Source organism: Streptomyces sp. NPDC041135 (genome assembly GCF_055592085.1).
The window spans coordinates 204,439-217,876 of sequence record NZ_JBVIYZ010000004.1; the positions used below are offsets into that span (position 1 = coordinate 204,439).

15 protein-coding genes are annotated in these 13,438 nt (G+C 72.5%); 6 read left to right on the plus strand and 9 right to left on the minus strand.

Annotated elements, in window-relative coordinates; translation table 11 throughout:
• Positions 1-10: 10 nt before the first annotated feature.
• Complete coding sequence (locus tag ACZ6CZ_RS12030; RefSeq protein WP_469018360.1) at positions 11-1,450, minus strand: FAD-binding protein; 1,440 nt, start codon at positions 1,448-1,450, stop codon at positions 11-13.
• 133 nt (positions 1,451-1,583) lie between these two features.
• Between ACZ6CZ_RS12030 and ACZ6CZ_RS12035 the strand changes: the two genes are divergently transcribed.
• From ACZ6CZ_RS12035 to ACZ6CZ_RS12050, 4 genes are all read left to right on the plus strand, one after another.
• A complete protein-coding gene (locus ACZ6CZ_RS12035; RefSeq protein WP_469018362.1) occupies positions 1,584-2,093 on the plus strand; it encodes a phosphatase PAP2 family protein in 510 nt (169 codons plus the stop codon).
• Between the two features lie 97 nt (positions 2,094-2,190).
• The gene (locus ACZ6CZ_RS12040) at positions 2,191-3,066 is read left to right on the plus strand and encodes a decaprenyl-phosphate phosphoribosyltransferase (protein ID WP_469019090.1); all 876 of its coding nucleotides are present in this window, start codon (positions 2,191-2,193) and stop codon (positions 3,064-3,066) included.
• Positions 3,063-3,500, plus strand: coding sequence for a GtrA family protein (locus tag ACZ6CZ_RS12045; RefSeq protein ID WP_469018364.1), 438 nt, complete (start codon positions 3,063-3,065; stop codon positions 3,498-3,500). The genes ACZ6CZ_RS12040 and ACZ6CZ_RS12045 overlap by 4 nt, the downstream gene beginning before the upstream one ends.
• On the plus strand, positions 3,488-4,396 hold the full coding sequence (locus ACZ6CZ_RS12050) for a YihY/virulence factor BrkB family protein (RefSeq protein WP_469018367.1): 909 nt from the start codon (positions 3,488-3,490) through the stop codon (positions 4,394-4,396). The genes ACZ6CZ_RS12045 and ACZ6CZ_RS12050 overlap by 13 nt, the downstream gene beginning before the upstream one ends.
• On the opposite strand, the gene ACZ6CZ_RS12055 is transcribed toward ACZ6CZ_RS12050, so the two are convergent.
• The gene (locus ACZ6CZ_RS12055) at positions 4,344-5,651 is read right to left on the minus strand and encodes a D-alanyl-D-alanine carboxypeptidase family protein (RefSeq protein WP_469018369.1); all 1,308 of its coding nucleotides are present in this window, start codon (positions 5,649-5,651) and stop codon (positions 4,344-4,346) included. The genes ACZ6CZ_RS12050 and ACZ6CZ_RS12055 overlap by 53 nt on opposite strands.
• A gap of 91 nt (positions 5,652-5,742) precedes the next feature.
• On the opposite strand from ACZ6CZ_RS12055, the gene ACZ6CZ_RS12060 reads away from it, so the two are divergent.
• Positions 5,743-5,982, plus strand: coding sequence for an SCO4848 family membrane protein (locus tag ACZ6CZ_RS12060; RefSeq protein WP_469018371.1), 240 nt, complete (start codon positions 5,743-5,745; stop codon positions 5,980-5,982).
• Between the two features lie 292 nt (positions 5,983-6,274).
• On the plus strand, positions 6,275-7,816 hold the full coding sequence (locus tag ACZ6CZ_RS12065; RefSeq protein ID WP_469018374.1) for an ABC transporter substrate-binding protein: 1,542 nt from the start codon (positions 6,275-6,277) through the stop codon (positions 7,814-7,816).
• 18 nt (positions 7,817-7,834) lie between these two features.
• Here the strand turns inward: ACZ6CZ_RS12065 and ACZ6CZ_RS12070 are convergent, their stop codons facing one another.
• The 7 genes from ACZ6CZ_RS12070 to sdhA form a co-directional block, all read right to left on the minus strand.
• Positions 7,835-8,578: a TetR/AcrR family transcriptional regulator gene (locus ACZ6CZ_RS12070; RefSeq protein ID WP_469018377.1), complete on the minus strand. Its 744-nt coding sequence runs from the start codon at positions 8,576-8,578 to the stop codon at positions 7,835-7,837.
• 10 nt (positions 8,579-8,588) lie between these two features.
• On the minus strand, positions 8,589-9,083 hold the full coding sequence (locus tag ACZ6CZ_RS12075; protein WP_469018379.1) for a thiol-disulfide oxidoreductase DCC family protein: 495 nt from the start codon (positions 9,081-9,083) through the stop codon (positions 8,589-8,591).
• Positions 9,084-9,088: 5 nt separating this feature from the next.
• Positions 9,089-9,496, minus strand: coding sequence for a hypothetical protein (locus ACZ6CZ_RS12080; RefSeq protein ID WP_469018381.1), 408 nt, complete (start codon positions 9,494-9,496; stop codon positions 9,089-9,091).
• A gap of 95 nt (positions 9,497-9,591) precedes the next feature.
• Positions 9,592-10,002 carry a VOC family protein gene (locus ACZ6CZ_RS12085; protein ID WP_469018383.1) on the minus strand — a complete coding sequence of 137 codons (411 nt, stop codon included), beginning with the start codon at positions 10,000-10,002 and terminating at the stop codon, positions 9,592-9,594.
• Positions 10,003-10,119: 117 nt separating this feature from the next.
• Positions 10,120-10,710 carry a hypothetical protein gene (locus ACZ6CZ_RS12090; RefSeq protein ID WP_469018386.1) on the minus strand — a complete coding sequence of 197 codons (591 nt, stop codon included), beginning with the start codon at positions 10,708-10,710 and terminating at the stop codon, positions 10,120-10,122.
• 178 nt (positions 10,711-10,888) lie between these two features.
• Positions 10,889-11,668 (minus strand): succinate dehydrogenase iron-sulfur subunit, encoded by a 780-nt coding sequence (locus ACZ6CZ_RS12095; protein ID WP_469018389.1) that lies wholly within the window; start codon positions 11,666-11,668, stop codon positions 10,889-10,891.
• Positions 11,668-13,422 carry a succinate dehydrogenase flavoprotein subunit gene (sdhA, locus tag ACZ6CZ_RS12100; RefSeq protein ID WP_469018391.1) on the minus strand — a complete coding sequence of 585 codons (1,755 nt, stop codon included), beginning with the start codon at positions 13,420-13,422 and terminating at the stop codon, positions 11,668-11,670. Before sdhA ends, ACZ6CZ_RS12095 begins: the two co-directional genes overlap by 1 nt.
• Positions 13,423-13,438: the final 16 nt, after the last annotated feature.

Consider the following 13,438-nt stretch of genomic DNA (forward strand, 5'->3'; position numbering starts at 1 on the left):
GGGGACGGCCTCAGATGCCGAGCCGGCGGGAGAGGTCCGAGGTGAAGACCCCGCGCGGGTCCAGCCGGGCGCGCAGGGCGCGGAACTCGTCGAGCCGTGGGTACATCGCGGTGAGCAGCTCCGGGCGCAGCCGGGCGTCCTTGGCGAGGTAGACGCGTCCGCCGGCCGCGGCGACCTCCTCGTCCAGGGTGTCCAGGAGGGCGGCGAGCCCGGGCAGGCGCGCCGGGATGTCCAGCGCCAGTGTCCAGCCGGGCACCGGGAAGGACAGCCAGCCGGGGTCGGCCTCACCGAAGCGCTTGAGGACGGCGAGGAAGGAGGGGCAGCGGTGCCGGTGGACCCGGTGCACGATCCGGCGCAGGGTCTCCTCCCGGCCGTGCCCGACGACGAACTGGTACTGCACGAAGCCGCCCGGGCCGTAGATCCGGTTCCAGTGCGGCACGCCGTCCAGGGGGTGGAAGAAGGCGGGGATCGGCTGGAGCTGCCCGGTACGCGCGCGGGGCGCCCTGCGGTACCAGAGTTCGTTGAACAAGCCGACGGTGGTGCGGCCGAGCAGCCCCCCGGGGACGAGGGCGGGGGCGGCCGGGAGCCGGCGGGGGCGGAAGGACAGCGGCCGCCCGCGCGCGCGGGTGCCCGCGCCGAGCGCCTCCAGGGGCGCGTGGTCGCCGCGGGTGAGCACCGCGCGCCCGGTCGCCGCGCCGCGGGCGAGCAGGTCGATCCAGGCGACCGAGTAGCGGTAGCGGTGGTCGCCCGCGGTGAGCCGGGCGAGCAGGTCGTCGAGGTCGGTGGCGCGCTCGGTGTCGACCGACACGTACGACGTCTGCACCGGCAGCAGCCGCACGGTGGCCGTGAGGATCACCCCGGTCAGGCCCATGCCGCCCGCCGTCGCGTCGAACAGGGGCTCGCCGCGGCCGACGGTGCGGATCTCGCCGTCGGCGGTGAGCAGTTCGAAGGAGAGCACATGGCGGGAGAAGGAGCCGGAGACGTGGTGGTTCTTGCCGTGGATGTCGGCGCCGATCGCCCCGCCGACGGTGACCTGGCGGGTGCCGGGCGTCACCGGCACGAACCAGCCCAGGGGCAGCAGGACCTCCATCAGCCGGTGCAGGGAGACACCCGCGTCGCACAGGACGGTGCCGCCGGCCGCGTCGACGGCGTGCACCCGGTCCAGGCCCGTCATGTCCAGCACGGCGCCGCCCGCGTTCTGCGCCGCGTCCCCGTACGCCCGCCCCAGGCCTCGCGCGATGCCACCGCGCGCCCCCCAGCCCCGGACGGCCGCCACGGCCTGCGCGTAGTCGCGCGGGCGCACCAGCCGGGCGGCGGTGGGAGCGGTGCGGCCCCATCCCGTGACGGTGACGACGTCCGCCCCGGAACCGGGAACGGCCTCGGAGGCGCCGTCGGCAACGGGGGCGGCGGCGGGGTGGGGGGCGGTGTCGGAAACGGGGTCTCCAGGCATGTCGGTGACCGTATCGCCCGCCTATGAGGGATTAGTCGGGGAACATCGGGTGCCTCCCCGAAACGGGTGATTAGTGGGATGTCGTGCGGTGTGTTCATCATTCCGGGGCCGCCACGGTGAACAGTGGGTCCACATGGACGAACTCGACCACCGGCTCCTCGCCGCCTGCCACGCCCTCGGCGCCGATCCGCGCGTCGCGTCCGCCGCACGCGCCCTGTCGGCGGCCGGCGAGCACGGCGCCTGCTGGCTCGCGGCGGGCGTCACCGCGGCCGCGGCGGACCGCGCCCGGCGCGGTGCGTGGCTGCGCGGCACGGCGCTCGTCGCGGGCGCGCACCTCACCAGCGCGGTCGTCAAACGGATCGTGCGCCGGGCGCGCCCCGCGCACCTCGAGCCCCTGGTGCGCACCGCCGGCCGGCACTCCTTCCCCAGCTCGCACGCCGCCTCCGCGGCCGCCGCCGCCGTCGCCTTCGGGGCGCTCGGCAGGGGCGTGCGGTGCGCCGCGCTGCCGCTGGCCGCCGCCATGTGCCTGTCCCGCCTCGTCGCCGGCGTGCACTACCCCTCGGACGTGGCGGCGGGCGCGGCCCTGGGAGCGCTCACGGCACGCCTGGGCGCGCACCGGACCGCGGGGAGCCCCCGTGACTGAGGTCGCGCCCCTGGACGACCCGGCACGCGCCGCCGCCGGCGCCGCACGCCGTGAGCGGCGCCCCCTCCCGCCGGCCACCGCCGTCACGCCCGGCGCCCTGCTGACCGGCCTGCTCCGGGCCACCCGCCCGCGCCAGTGGGTGAAGAACGCCCTCGTCGCCGCCGCCCCGGCCGCCGCCGGACGCCTCTTCAGCCAGCCCGCGCTCACCCGGGTCGCCCTGGTCTTCGCCCTGTTCACGGCCTGCGCCGCCGCCGTCTACCTGGTCAACGACGCCCGCGACGCGGAGGCCGACCGCGCCCACCCCGCCAAGTGCCGCCGCCCCGTCGCCGCCGGGCAGGTCCCGGTGCCCGTCGCCTACGCCGTGGGCGGCGCCCTCGCGGTGCTCGCACCGGCCTGCGCGGCCTGGCTGACCCCGCCGGCCGTCCCGGCCCTCCTGGCCGCCTACCTCGTCATGCAGCTCGCCTACTGCGTCGGCCTCAAGCACGTCCTCGTCGTCGACCTTGCCGTGGTCACCACCGGCTTCCTCCTGCGGGCCGTGATCGGCGGGGCCGCGCTCGGCATCCCGCTCTCCCGCTGGTTCCTCATCACGACCGGCTTCGGCGCCCTGTTCATGGTGTCGGCCAAGCGCTACTCCGAAGCCGTGCAGATGACCGGCCGGGCCGGCGCCACCCGCGCGCTGCTCACCGAGTACACCACCGGCTACCTCCGCTTCGTCTGGCAGCTCGCCGCCGCCGTCGCCGTGCTCGGCTACTGCCTGTGGGCCCTGGAGGCGGGCGGCGTGCCGCACACGAGCGTGCTGCCCTGGCGGCAGCTGTCGATGGTGGCGTTCATCCTCGCCGTGCTGCGCTACGCCGTCTTCGCCGACCGGGGCACGGCCGGCGAACCCGAGGAGGTGGTCCTGCGCGACCGGGCGCTCGCCCTGATCGCCCTGGTCTGGCTGGCGATGTACGCCCTCGCGGTGGCCGACTGGTGAGGGCCCCGGCCCGCCCACGCCCCGGCGAACTGCTCGGCTTCGCCGCCGTCGGGCTGCTCGCCTACGCCGCCGACCTGGCCCTGTTCAGCTGGCTGCGCGGCCCGGCCGGCCTCGGTCCGCTCAGCGCCAAGGCGCTGTCCTTCGTCGCGGGCTGCGCGGTCGCCTACGCGGGCAACGCGCTCGGCACCTACCGCCGCACCCGCCCCGCCGGCCTGCGCCCCTGCGCCGCCTTCCTCGCCGTCAACCTCGCCGGCGTCCTCCTCCAACTGCTCTGCCTGGCCGCCAGCCACTACGGCCTCGGGCTCACCTCGCGGCGCGCCGACATCGTCTCCGGCGCCGGGGTCGGCATGGCGCTCGCCACTGTTCTGCGCTTCTGGGGTACCCGCACATGGGTGTTCCGCGACGAGGGCAGAGACGGATCATGGACTGGCTGAAGAGACTCCCCGGCATCGGGCCGGTCGTCGCCCGGCTGACGATCACGCACGCGTGGCGGTCGTACGAGCGGCTGGACCGGGTGAAGTGGACCCGGCTGGCCGCCGCCATGACCTTCGTCAGCTTCGTGGCGCTGTTCCCGCTGCTGACCGTCTCCGCCGCCGTCGCCGCCGCCACGCTGAGCCCCGGCGGGCAGAGGAGCGTCGAGCAGAAGATCGCCGAGCAGTTCCCCGGCCTCTCCGACCAGCTCGACGTCAACTCCCTGGTGCAGAACGCCGGCACCGTCGGGGTGATCGCGGGCGCCGTCCTGCTGTTCACCGGCATCGGCTGGGTCGGGCAGGTGCGCGACTGCCTGCGGGTGGTGTGGGACCTGCCCGACCACGACGAGAACCCGTTCGTGGCCAAGGCCAAGGACGCCGGCATCCTGCTCGGTCTCGGCGGCGCCCTCCTGGTGACGCTCGCCGCCTCCACTGTCGCCTCCGCGGCGGTGGGCTGGGTCGCGGGCCGGGCCGGCCTCGACGAGCACGGCTGGGGCACCTTCCTGCTGCGCCTCATCGCGTTCGCCGTGGCCGTGCTCGCGGACTTCCTGGTCCTGCTCTACGTGCTGACCCTGCTGCCCGGCGTCGAACCGCCGCGCCGCCGTCTGATCGTGGCGGCGTTCACCGGCGCGATCGGCTTCGAACTGCTGAAACTGCTGCTCAGCGGCTACATACAGGGAGTCGCCGCGAAGAGCATGTACGGCGCGTTCGGGGTCCCGGTGGCCCTGCTGCTGTGGATCAACTTCACCGCGAAACTGGTGCTGTTCTGCGCCTCCTGGACGGCGACCGGAAGCAAGGAGGCCGAGGTCAGGAGCGCGTACGACGGCGCATCAGGTCGGGCAGCGGCCACCGGCGGTTGATCAGGAACGCGCCGCCCCCGAGCAGCACCAGCAGCCCGCAGGCGACCACCAGGGCGGTGGTGATCCCGGAACCCCGCCCCGAGCCGGGTCCCGCCACCGGCCGCGCGTCCGCCGGCCGGGTGGCCGCGCCGCCGCTCCCGGCGCGGCCCGCCTGCCCGTCGCCGGTGGCCGGACCCGGCTGGGCGGAGGAGCCGACGGCGCCGCGCGGCGGGACCAGCTCGCCGACCGGCCGTACCTTCCCGGCCGCCTCGAAGCCCCAGTCGAACAGCCTGGCGGTCTCCTTGTAGACCTCGTTGTGCTCGTTCTTCTCCGGGTTCATCACCGTGACCAGCAGGACCTTGCCGTCGCGCTCGGCGACACCGGTGAAGGTGGCGCCCGCGTTGGTGGTGTTGCCGTTCTTCACGCCCGCGATGCCCCGGTACACGGGCACGTCGGCGTCACCGCTCAGCAGCCGGTTGGTGTTCTGGATCTCGAAGGTCCCGCGGACCTGCTTGCCCTTGGCGTTCTTCGCCGTGCCGCCGGGGAACTTCGCCCGCACGGTGGAGCAGTACTCCCGGAAGTCCTTCTTCTGCAGCCCCGAACGGGCGAACAGCGTCAGGTCGTACGCGGAGGACACCTGGCCCGGCGCGTCGTACCCGTCGGGGCTGACCACGTGGGTGTCGAGGGCCTGGAGGTCGGCGGCGTGCTCCTGCATCTCCTTGACGGTCTGCTGGACGCCGCCGTTCATCGCCGACAGCACGTGCACGGCGTCGTTGCCGGACCGCAGGAAGACGCCCAGCCACAGGTCATGGACGGTGTAGGCCTCGTTCTCCCTTATCCCGACCAGGCTGGAGCCGGCGCCCATCCCGGCGAGGTCGGAGGGGATCACCGTGTGCGGCGTCGACTTCGGGAACTTCGGCAGCACGGTGTCCGCGAACAGCATCTTCAGCGTGCTGGCCGGCGGCAGCCGCCAGTGCGCGTTGTGCGCGGCGAGCACCTCGCCCGACTCGGCGTCGGAGACGATCCAGGAGCGCGCGGTGAGGCCCTTGGGGAGCACCGGGACCCCGCTGTCCAGGTTCACCTGGGTGCCGGGCCGAGCGAGCCGGCTGCCGCCCACCGCCGACATCCGTGCCGGGGGAGTGGCCGACGGGCTCGCCGAGGGCGCGGCCGGGGAGGACGGGGCGGCGAGCGCGGCGGGCGCGGTCACGGACAGGGTCAGCAGCGTGGCGGACGTGACCAGCAGCGACCGCCGTACGGTCTTCAGGGGAGCGGGCACGGACGAGAACGTACCGGGCGCGGGCCGCGAAGTCCCGCGCCCCCTCCCACCCCGCGACGGGAGCCGTCCGGCCACCGGCGATACTGGTGCCATGAAGCTCAGCCGCCCGGTCTCCTGGTTCCTGCTCGCCTTCGGGGTGTGGAGCTGGATCATCTGGGTCACTTTCGTCAAAAACCTGATCAAGGACGGAAGCGGGCTCGCGTTCGACGACGGGCACCCCACGGCGTACTTCTGGGTGCACCTGCTGCTCGCGATCGTTTCCTTCGTACTGGGGACGGTCGTCGGGGTCATCGGGTTGCGCGGAGTGCGCGCACTGCGCCGAACCCGGTAGCGCGCGTACCGCACCTCAGGGATATACGGCGATCCCGGTCACGGGACGGCGGGACACGGCACGGTGGCCGTCGTCCGGCTGTGAAGGGGCTGTGAAACCCGGTGGAAACGGTCCATGGGCAAGTTCTTGCTCATCTCACCGGAAAGCCCTTCCCCCACGTGAAACACGTGTGATTAGGTGAGCCGCGCCATGTGGGCCTGTCGGACGGGACCCCGGGGGAGTGGCGCTTGCGCTGGACCAGGGGTAGGGCCCGGACGGGCCTGGGGAGGGCACCACCATGCGATCTGTTCGCATGCGGATTCTCGTGACGCTGCTCGTGCTGGCGGTCGTGGGAATCGGCGGCTGGCAGCTGCTGCCGTCGCAGGACGACAAGAAGGACACCATCACCGTCGGGACGACGGACGCCATCACGTCCCTCGACCCGGCCGGCGCCTACGACGCGGGTTCCTGGGCGCTGTTCAGCAACATCTTCCAGTCGCTGCTGACCTTCGAGCCGGGCGGCGTGCAGCCGGTGCCGGACGCGGCGCGCGGCTGCGCCTTCGTGGGCAGCGCGCTGACGACCTACCGGTGCACGCTGCGCGAGGGGCTCACCTTCTCCGGCGGACGGCCGGTGACCGCCGAGGACGTGAAGTACTCCTTCGACCGGGTCAAGAAGATCAACTCCGACGTCGGCCCGGCGTCCCTGTTCTCCACGCTCGGCTCGGTCGGCGCCGCCGGGAACACCGTCACCTTCCACCTGTCCTCGCCGGACGCCACCTTCCCGTTCAAGGTGGCCACCGGCGCCGGATCGATCGTCGACAAGGACAAGTACCCGGCCGACGGCCTGCGTTCCGGCTCCCGCGCCGACGGCAGCGGCCCGTACACACTGACCTCGTACACCGCGGACCGGGCCGCCGTCCTCGCCCCGAACCCGCACTACGAAGGAGCCGTCAGCGGCACCGGGGCGCCCGTCGAGCTGCGCTACTACGCCAACTCCGCGCAGCTGAACAGCGCCTGGAAGGCCAAGCAGGTCGAGGTCGCCACCCGCACCCTGCCGCCCGCCGAGCTGTCAGCCCTCTCCCCGAGCGACCCCGGTCAGCGCCTCACCGAGTCCGACAGCTCCGAGACCCGCAACCTCTACCTCAACACCCGGGCCGGCTCACCGCTGCACGACGCCCGGGTCCGCCGCGCGCTGGCCTGGCTGGTCAACCGGGAGAAGCTGGCGGCCACCGTCTACGACGGCACGGTCGACCCGCTGTACTCGCTCATCCCGGCCGGTCTCACCGGCCACACCACCTCCTTCTTCGACAACTACCCCACGCAGAACACCAAGAAGGCGCGGGAGCTGCTCACCGAGGCGGGCGTGTCGCTCCCGGTGCGCTTCACCTTCGGCTACGGCAGGGGCCGGGGCGCGGGCGCCGAGGAGGCCGCCCAGCTGAAGCAGCAGCTGGAGGCCGGCGGCCTGTTCCAGGTGGACGTCGAGGGCTACGAGTGGACCGACTTCCAGAAGCGCTGGGCGGCCGGGAAGATGGACGCCTGGGCGGTCGGCTGGGTCGCCGACTACCCCGACCCGGACACCTTCGGTGAACCGCTGGTCGGCACCGACTCCACCATGGCCACCGGCTACACCAACAAGATCGTGGACCACCTCATCCAGGACAGCCGGCGCTACGCCGACCGCACCCGCGCCGCGCGGGACTTCCGCGCGCTGCAGACGGACGTGGCCGAGGACGTGCCGCTGATCCCGCTGTGGCAGCGCAAGGAGTACGTGCTCAGCAACGAGGACATCGGCGGCGGCCAGTACCTCACGGACGGCACCGGCGTGTTCCGGCTGTGGCGGCTGAACCGGATCTGACCGGACGGCCCGGGCGGCTCACCCGTCCCGCCGCTTCCCGGCGGCGGGGTCGGGCAGCGCCCGGGTCATCCCGGGCAGGAAGTCCGTGAACAGCTCGTGCACCTCGTGCACCAGCGGCCGCAGCACCCGGAACCGGGCCAGGGACACCCCCCGCGCGGTCAGCCGCGCCCCCCGCTCGGCGAGCCGGTAGCTGCGCTCGCGGTCCTCGGTCCGGTCGAAGATCCAGTAGAGCACCAGCCCCATCTGGCTGAGCCACATCAGCTCCGGCAGGATGTCCCGCAACTCCTCGGCGACCTTGGTCTTCGACCCGGCGAGCACCTGCCGGTGGACGCTGACGGCCTGCACCCGGGCGTGCTCGCTCTCCGGTGAGAAGGGGCTGAGCGGGCTGTCCGGGTCGGCGGCGTTCTTGAAGAACTGCACCGCGAACTCGTGGTACGGGCGGGCGACGTCGAGCCACGCCCGCAGCACACCGGCGAGCCGCGCCTCCAGGTCGGTCTCCCGGGCCAGCACCTCCCGGACCGCCACCTGGTGCTCGGCGGCGATCCGGTCGTAGAAGCCCTGGATCAGGTGCTCCTTGCCCGCGAAGTAGTAGTAGGCGTTGCCGACGGAGACGCCGGCCTCCTGGGCGATGGCCCGCATGGTCGTCTTGTCGTAACCGCGCTCCTGGAACAGGCGCATCGCCGTCTCCAGGATCAGCGCGCGGGTCTGCTCGGACTTGCTCGGGGTACCGGCCGCGTCGGGGCCGTCGTTCTTCGCGGACACGGACACGACCTTAGCCAGTGGCGCGGGCCCCGTCGGCGCGGGACCGCGGATCGTGGCTCCAGCCCTGGGCCGGATCGTAGGACCAGCCGTCCGAGCGCCCGTAGACCTGGCCGCCCCACCGGCCGCCGGGCCGCGTGCCCGGGCGGCCGTTCCACAGGGGCCCCCGCCACTTCGCCGCCCCGAGCAGCGCCCCGCGGGCCACCGCGGCGCGGGCGGGGGCGGCGAGCCGGTGGGCGAGCGGGCGGTGCTCGCGCAGCGCCCACAGCAGGACGATCCAGGCGGCCGGGCCCCGGTAGACCTGCCCGGCGTCCCCGATCACGGTGATCTCCTCCCCGGCGGCGTCCCGGCCGGCCGGCGCCGGCTCCAGCGGCACCAGCTGGGACTGCCGTACCAGCCAGTCGCGCAGGTGGACGCAGAGCGGGCTGTCCGCGTCGTACAGCACGGTGAGCCCGCGGACCGGGACGCGCGCGGCGTCCCGGTCCGCGGTGGCCGCGGTGGCGGTCATCGCGCTCACGCCCCGGCCGGCGGCGCGATCCAGCCCTGCGGGGCGACCGGCGGCAGCTGCTCCCGCTCCATCGCCCCGCGCCGCCGGATGCGGTTGAGCACGTACACGTTGGCCAGGTGCATCGCGCCGAGCACCAGCAGGACCACGCCCAGCTTCGTCGACAGCGCCTCGAAGATGCCCCGGGTGTCCTCGATGCGGCCGTCGCCGCTGAGGTACAGCGCCACGAAACCCAGGTTGACGAGGTAGAAGCCCACCACCAGCAGGTGGTTGACGGCCTCGGCGAGCTGTTCGTTGCCGCGCAGCACGTCGGCGAGGAAGACCCGCCCGTTGCGGCTGAGCGTGCGGGCCACCCAGATGGTCAGCGCGATGCTGACGACCAGGTAGATGACGTAGGCGATGACGGTGCGGTCCATGCCCCACCCCTTCTTGAACGCGTTCAAAACGCTGACAGGAATGACTGTAGCCCTGTTTTTGAACGTGTTCAACCAAAGGGTGTGTGGTGGGGGTCTCAGCCCAGGCGCCCCAGCTCCGGGCGCTTGGAGTAGTCCGTGAAGCCCACGAGGTTGCCCCAGGGGTCGGCGAACTCGACCGTCCAGCCGGTGGCCCCGGAGAAGGGGGTGTCGAGGGTGGCGATCCCGGCGGCGGCCAGCTCGCGCGCGGCCGTCCGCGCGTCCGGCACCTCCAGCCAGAGGCGGGGGGAGGGCCAGGAGGGCGGCCGCGGGTCCAGCCCTTCCTCCGACCGCAGCAGGATGCCGGGGGTCTCGCCCCCGACCCTCAGCAGCGCGATCCCGGCGTCGTCGAACCGGAACGCGAGGGCGAACCCGGTGCGCTCGTAGAAGGCGACGGCCTCGCCCAGGTCGCCGACGGGGAGCAGGACGTTGTCGAAACCGAGCAGTTCGTACGACTCATCGTCTGACATGTCGTCACATTAGAGCGCCCGGTGCGGGACATCCCGGCGACCGTCCGGGCGGGCGGTGGCGCGGTCACCCGTTGAGGCCAGGGAGGCGGCGCCGGCCGGCCGGGCGGGCCGGCGTGCCTACATGGCGCTCAGCGAGCGGGCGTAGTTGACCTGGCCCATGACCGCCGGGAAGGTCTGCGGCCCGAGGGCCGGGAGCATGGTGGAGTGGTGCCGGCCCGCGCTGGTCACGGTGACCTGGATGTAGCCGGTCGTCCTCTTCTCCTTCATCAGCAGGAAGAACAGGCCGAGCAGGCAGAACAGGAAGAAGAGGATCGCCAGCACGATCGCGTGCGCCGGGATCTTCTCCTCGGTGTGCGACATGTCGGTGGCGTTCCACACCGCGCCGCGCAGGGGGAGCGGGCCGGCCGGGGTGATGATCTGGTCGCTCAGCACGGTGATGTCCCCGATGGACAGCAGCGGGGCCCCGCCCGAGGGCGCCGGGCCCGCCGGCTGCTGGGGGAAGCCGTAGCCCTGCTCGGCGCCGGGGTAGCCGTAGCCCTGCTCGGCGCCGGGGTAGCCGTAGCCCTGCCCGGGAGCAGGAGCGGGAGCGGGGTAGCCGTAGCCGGGCGGGCCCGGCGGCTGCGCGGGCAGCGGCACGGCGGGCTGCGTGGGCTGATGCCCGGGCCCCCACTGCGGAGCGCCGCTGTCGTACGGATTCGACCCGGTCATGCTGTTGTCCCCCGTTTCTCAGCCCTGCGGGATCGGGCTGATTCGATCAGCCCCTCATCCTGCCAGCTCCCGCTCCGGCAGGTGCGGGCAACCCCGTGGTCCGCCTCCGGACACGGCCGAGGGGCCGTTCCTCCCGTCACCGGGAGGAACGGCCCCTCGTGCCGTCGCGGGCGTCCCGTCAGAAGCGGCGGGTGATCAGCGCCCGCTTCACTTCCTGGATCGCCTTGGTGACCTCGATGCCGCGCGGGCAGGCGTCCGTGCAGTTGAAGGTCGTGCGGCAGCGCCAGACGCCGTCGCGGTCGTTCAGGATCTCCAGCCGCTGCTCACCGGCCTCGTCACGCGAGTCGAAGATGAAGCGGTGCGCGTTGACGATCGCGGCCGGGCCGAAGTACTGGCCGTCGTTCCAGAAGACCGGGCACGAGGACGTGCAGGCGGCGCAGAGGATGCACTTCGTGGTGTCGTCGAAGCGCTCGCGGTCCTCGGCCGACTGAAGGCGCTCGCGCGTCGGCTCGTTGGTGTCCTTCGTGATGAGGAAGGGCATCACGTCGCGGTACGCCTGGAAGAACGGCTCCATGTCGACCACGAGGTCCTTCAGCACCGTCAGGCCCTTTATGGGCTCGACCGTGATCGGCTTCTCGGGGTTGATGTCCTTGATCAGCGTCTTGCAGGCGAGGCGGTTCTTGCCGTTGATCCGCATCGCGTCCGAGCCGCAGATGCCGTGCGCGCACGAGCGGCGGAAGGTGAGCGTGCCGTCGACGTCCCACTTGATCTTGTGCAGGGCGTCGAGGACCCGCTCCTTGGGGTCGATCTCCAGCTGGAAGTCTTCCCAGGCCGCCTCGGCGGCGATCTCCGGGTTGAACCGGCGGACCCGGAGGGTGATCGTGATGTAGGGGGAGTCGGCGAAACCGGGCTCGGGCCGGCCGGCCGCGTCCGCCTTGTCCAGAACAGGGGTAGCCATCAGTACTTACGCTCCATCGGCTGGTAGCGGGTCTGGACGACCGGCTTGTAGTCGAGACGGACGGTTTCCGAGCCGTCGGCGCCGACCTCGCGGTACGCCATGGTGTGACGCATGAAGTTGACGTCGTCGCGGCTCGGGTAGTCCTCGCGGTAGTGACCGCCGCGGGACTCCTTGCGGGCCAGCGCGGAGACGGCCATGACCTCGGCCAGGTCCAGCAGGTTGCCCAGCTCGATGGCCTCCAGCAGGTCGGTGTTGAACCGCTTGCCCTTGTCCTGGATCGCCACGTTCCGGTACCGCTCGCGCAGCTCGGCGATCTTCTCGACCGCCGTCTTGATCGTCTGCTCGGTGCGGAACACCATGACGTTGGCGTCCATGGTCTCCTGCAGCTCGCGGCGGAGCGTGGCCACCCGCTCGGTGCCGGTCGAGCTGCGCAGCCGCTCGATCTGCTCGACCACGAAGGCCTCCGGGGCCTCCGGCAGCTCCGCGTAGTCGGCCTTCGCCGCGTACTCGGCGGCGGCGATGCCCGCGCGGCGGCCGAACACGTTGATGTCCAGCAGCGAGTTGGTGCCCAGGCGGTTGGCGCCGTGCACCGACACGCAGGCGACCTCGCCGGCCGCGTACAGACCCGGCACGACGGTGGTGTTGTCCGCCAGGACCTCACCCTCGACGTTGGTCGGGATGCCGCCCATGGCGTAGTGCGCGGTGGGCTGGATCGGGATCGGGTCCGTGTAGGGCTCGATGCCGAGGTAGGTGCGCGCGAACTCGGTGATGTCGGGCAGCTTGGCGTCCAGCTGCTCCGGCGGGAGGTGCGTGAGGTCGAGGTAGACGTGGTCGCCCTCGGGACCGCAGCCGCGGCCCTCGCGGATCTCCGTGTAGATGGAGCGCGAGACGACGTCGCGGGAGGCGAGGTCCTTCATGACCGGCGCGTACTTCTCCATGAAGCGCTCGCCGTCCTTGTTGCGCAGGATGCCGCCCTCACCGCGGGCGCCCTCCGTCAGCAGGATGCCCATGCGCCAGATGCCGGTCGGGTGGAACTGGAAGAACTCCATGTCCTCCAGCGGCAGCCCGCGGCGGTAGACGGCGGCCTGGCCGTCACCGGTCAGCGTGTGCGCGTTGGAGGTCACCTTGAAGAACTTGCCGCAGCCGCCCGAGGCGTAGATCACGGCCTTCGCCTGGAAGACGTGGATCTCACCGGTGGCCAGCTCGTACGCCACGACACCGGCCGACTTCTTGACGCCGTCGACCTCGGTGATCAGCTGGTCCAGGACGTAGAACTCGTTGAAGAACTCCACGCCCTCCTTGACGCAGTTCTGGTACAGCGTCTGGAGGATCATGTGACCGGTGCGGTCCGCGGCGTAGCAGGACCGGCGGACCGGGGCCTCGCCGTGGTTGCGGGAGTGGCCGCCGAAGCGGCGCTGGTCGATGGTGCCGTTCGGGGTCCGGTTGAACGGCAGGCCCATCTTCTCCAGGTCGAGGACGGCGTCGATGGCCTCCTTCGCCAGGATCTCGGCGGCGTCCTGGTCGACCAGGTAGTCACCGCCCTTGACCGTGTCGAAGGTGTGCCACTCCCAGTTGTCCTCCTCCACGTTGGCCAGCGCCGCGGCCATGCCGCCCTGCGCGGCGCCCGTGTGGGAGCGGGTGGGGTAGAGCTTGGTCAGGACCGCGGTGCGGCTGCGCTTCGTCGACTCGATGGCCGCGCGCATGCCCGCGCCGCCGGCGCCGACGATGACGGTGTCGTACTTGTGGATCTTCATGATTCTCGCAGCCCCG

What these genes read in the sequence shown, in the direction of transcription:
- ACZ6CZ_RS12030 (WP_469018360.1), bottom strand. Translation starts at nt 1,450, where the DNA reads ATGCCTGGAGACCCCGTTTCCGACACCGCCCCCCACCCCGCCGCCGCC.
- ACZ6CZ_RS12035 (WP_469018362.1), top strand. Translation starts at nt 1,584, where the DNA reads ATGGACGAACTCGACCACCGGCTCCTCGCCGCCTGCCACGCCCTCGGC.
- ACZ6CZ_RS12050 (WP_469018367.1), top strand. Translation starts at nt 3,488, where the DNA reads ATGGACTGGCTGAAGAGACTCCCCGGCATCGGGCCGGTCGTCGCCCGG.
- ACZ6CZ_RS12060 (WP_469018371.1), top strand. Translation starts at nt 5,743, where the DNA reads ATGAAGCTCAGCCGCCCGGTCTCCTGGTTCCTGCTCGCCTTCGGGGTG.
- ACZ6CZ_RS12065 (WP_469018374.1), top strand. Translation starts at nt 6,275, where the DNA reads ATGCGGATTCTCGTGACGCTGCTCGTGCTGGCGGTCGTGGGAATCGGC.
- ACZ6CZ_RS12075 (WP_469018379.1), bottom strand. Translation starts at nt 9,083, where the DNA reads ATGACCGCCACCGCGGCCACCGCGGACCGGGACGCCGCGCGCGTCCCG.
- ACZ6CZ_RS12080 (WP_469018381.1), bottom strand. Translation starts at nt 9,496, where the DNA reads ATGGACCGCACCGTCATCGCCTACGTCATCTACCTGGTCGTCAGCATC.
- ACZ6CZ_RS12085 (WP_469018383.1), bottom strand. Translation starts at nt 10,002, where the DNA reads ATGTCAGACGATGAGTCGTACGAACTGCTCGGTTTCGACAACGTCCTG.
- ACZ6CZ_RS12090 (WP_469018386.1), bottom strand. Translation starts at nt 10,710, where the DNA reads ATGACCGGGTCGAATCCGTACGACAGCGGCGCTCCGCAGTGGGGGCCC.
- ACZ6CZ_RS12095 (WP_469018389.1), bottom strand. Translation starts at nt 11,668, where the DNA reads ATGGCTACCCCTGTTCTGGACAAGGCGGACGCGGCCGGCCGGCCCGAG.
- sdhA (WP_469018391.1), bottom strand. Translation starts at nt 13,422, where the DNA reads ATGAAGATCCACAAGTACGACACCGTCATCGTCGGCGCCGGCGGCGCG.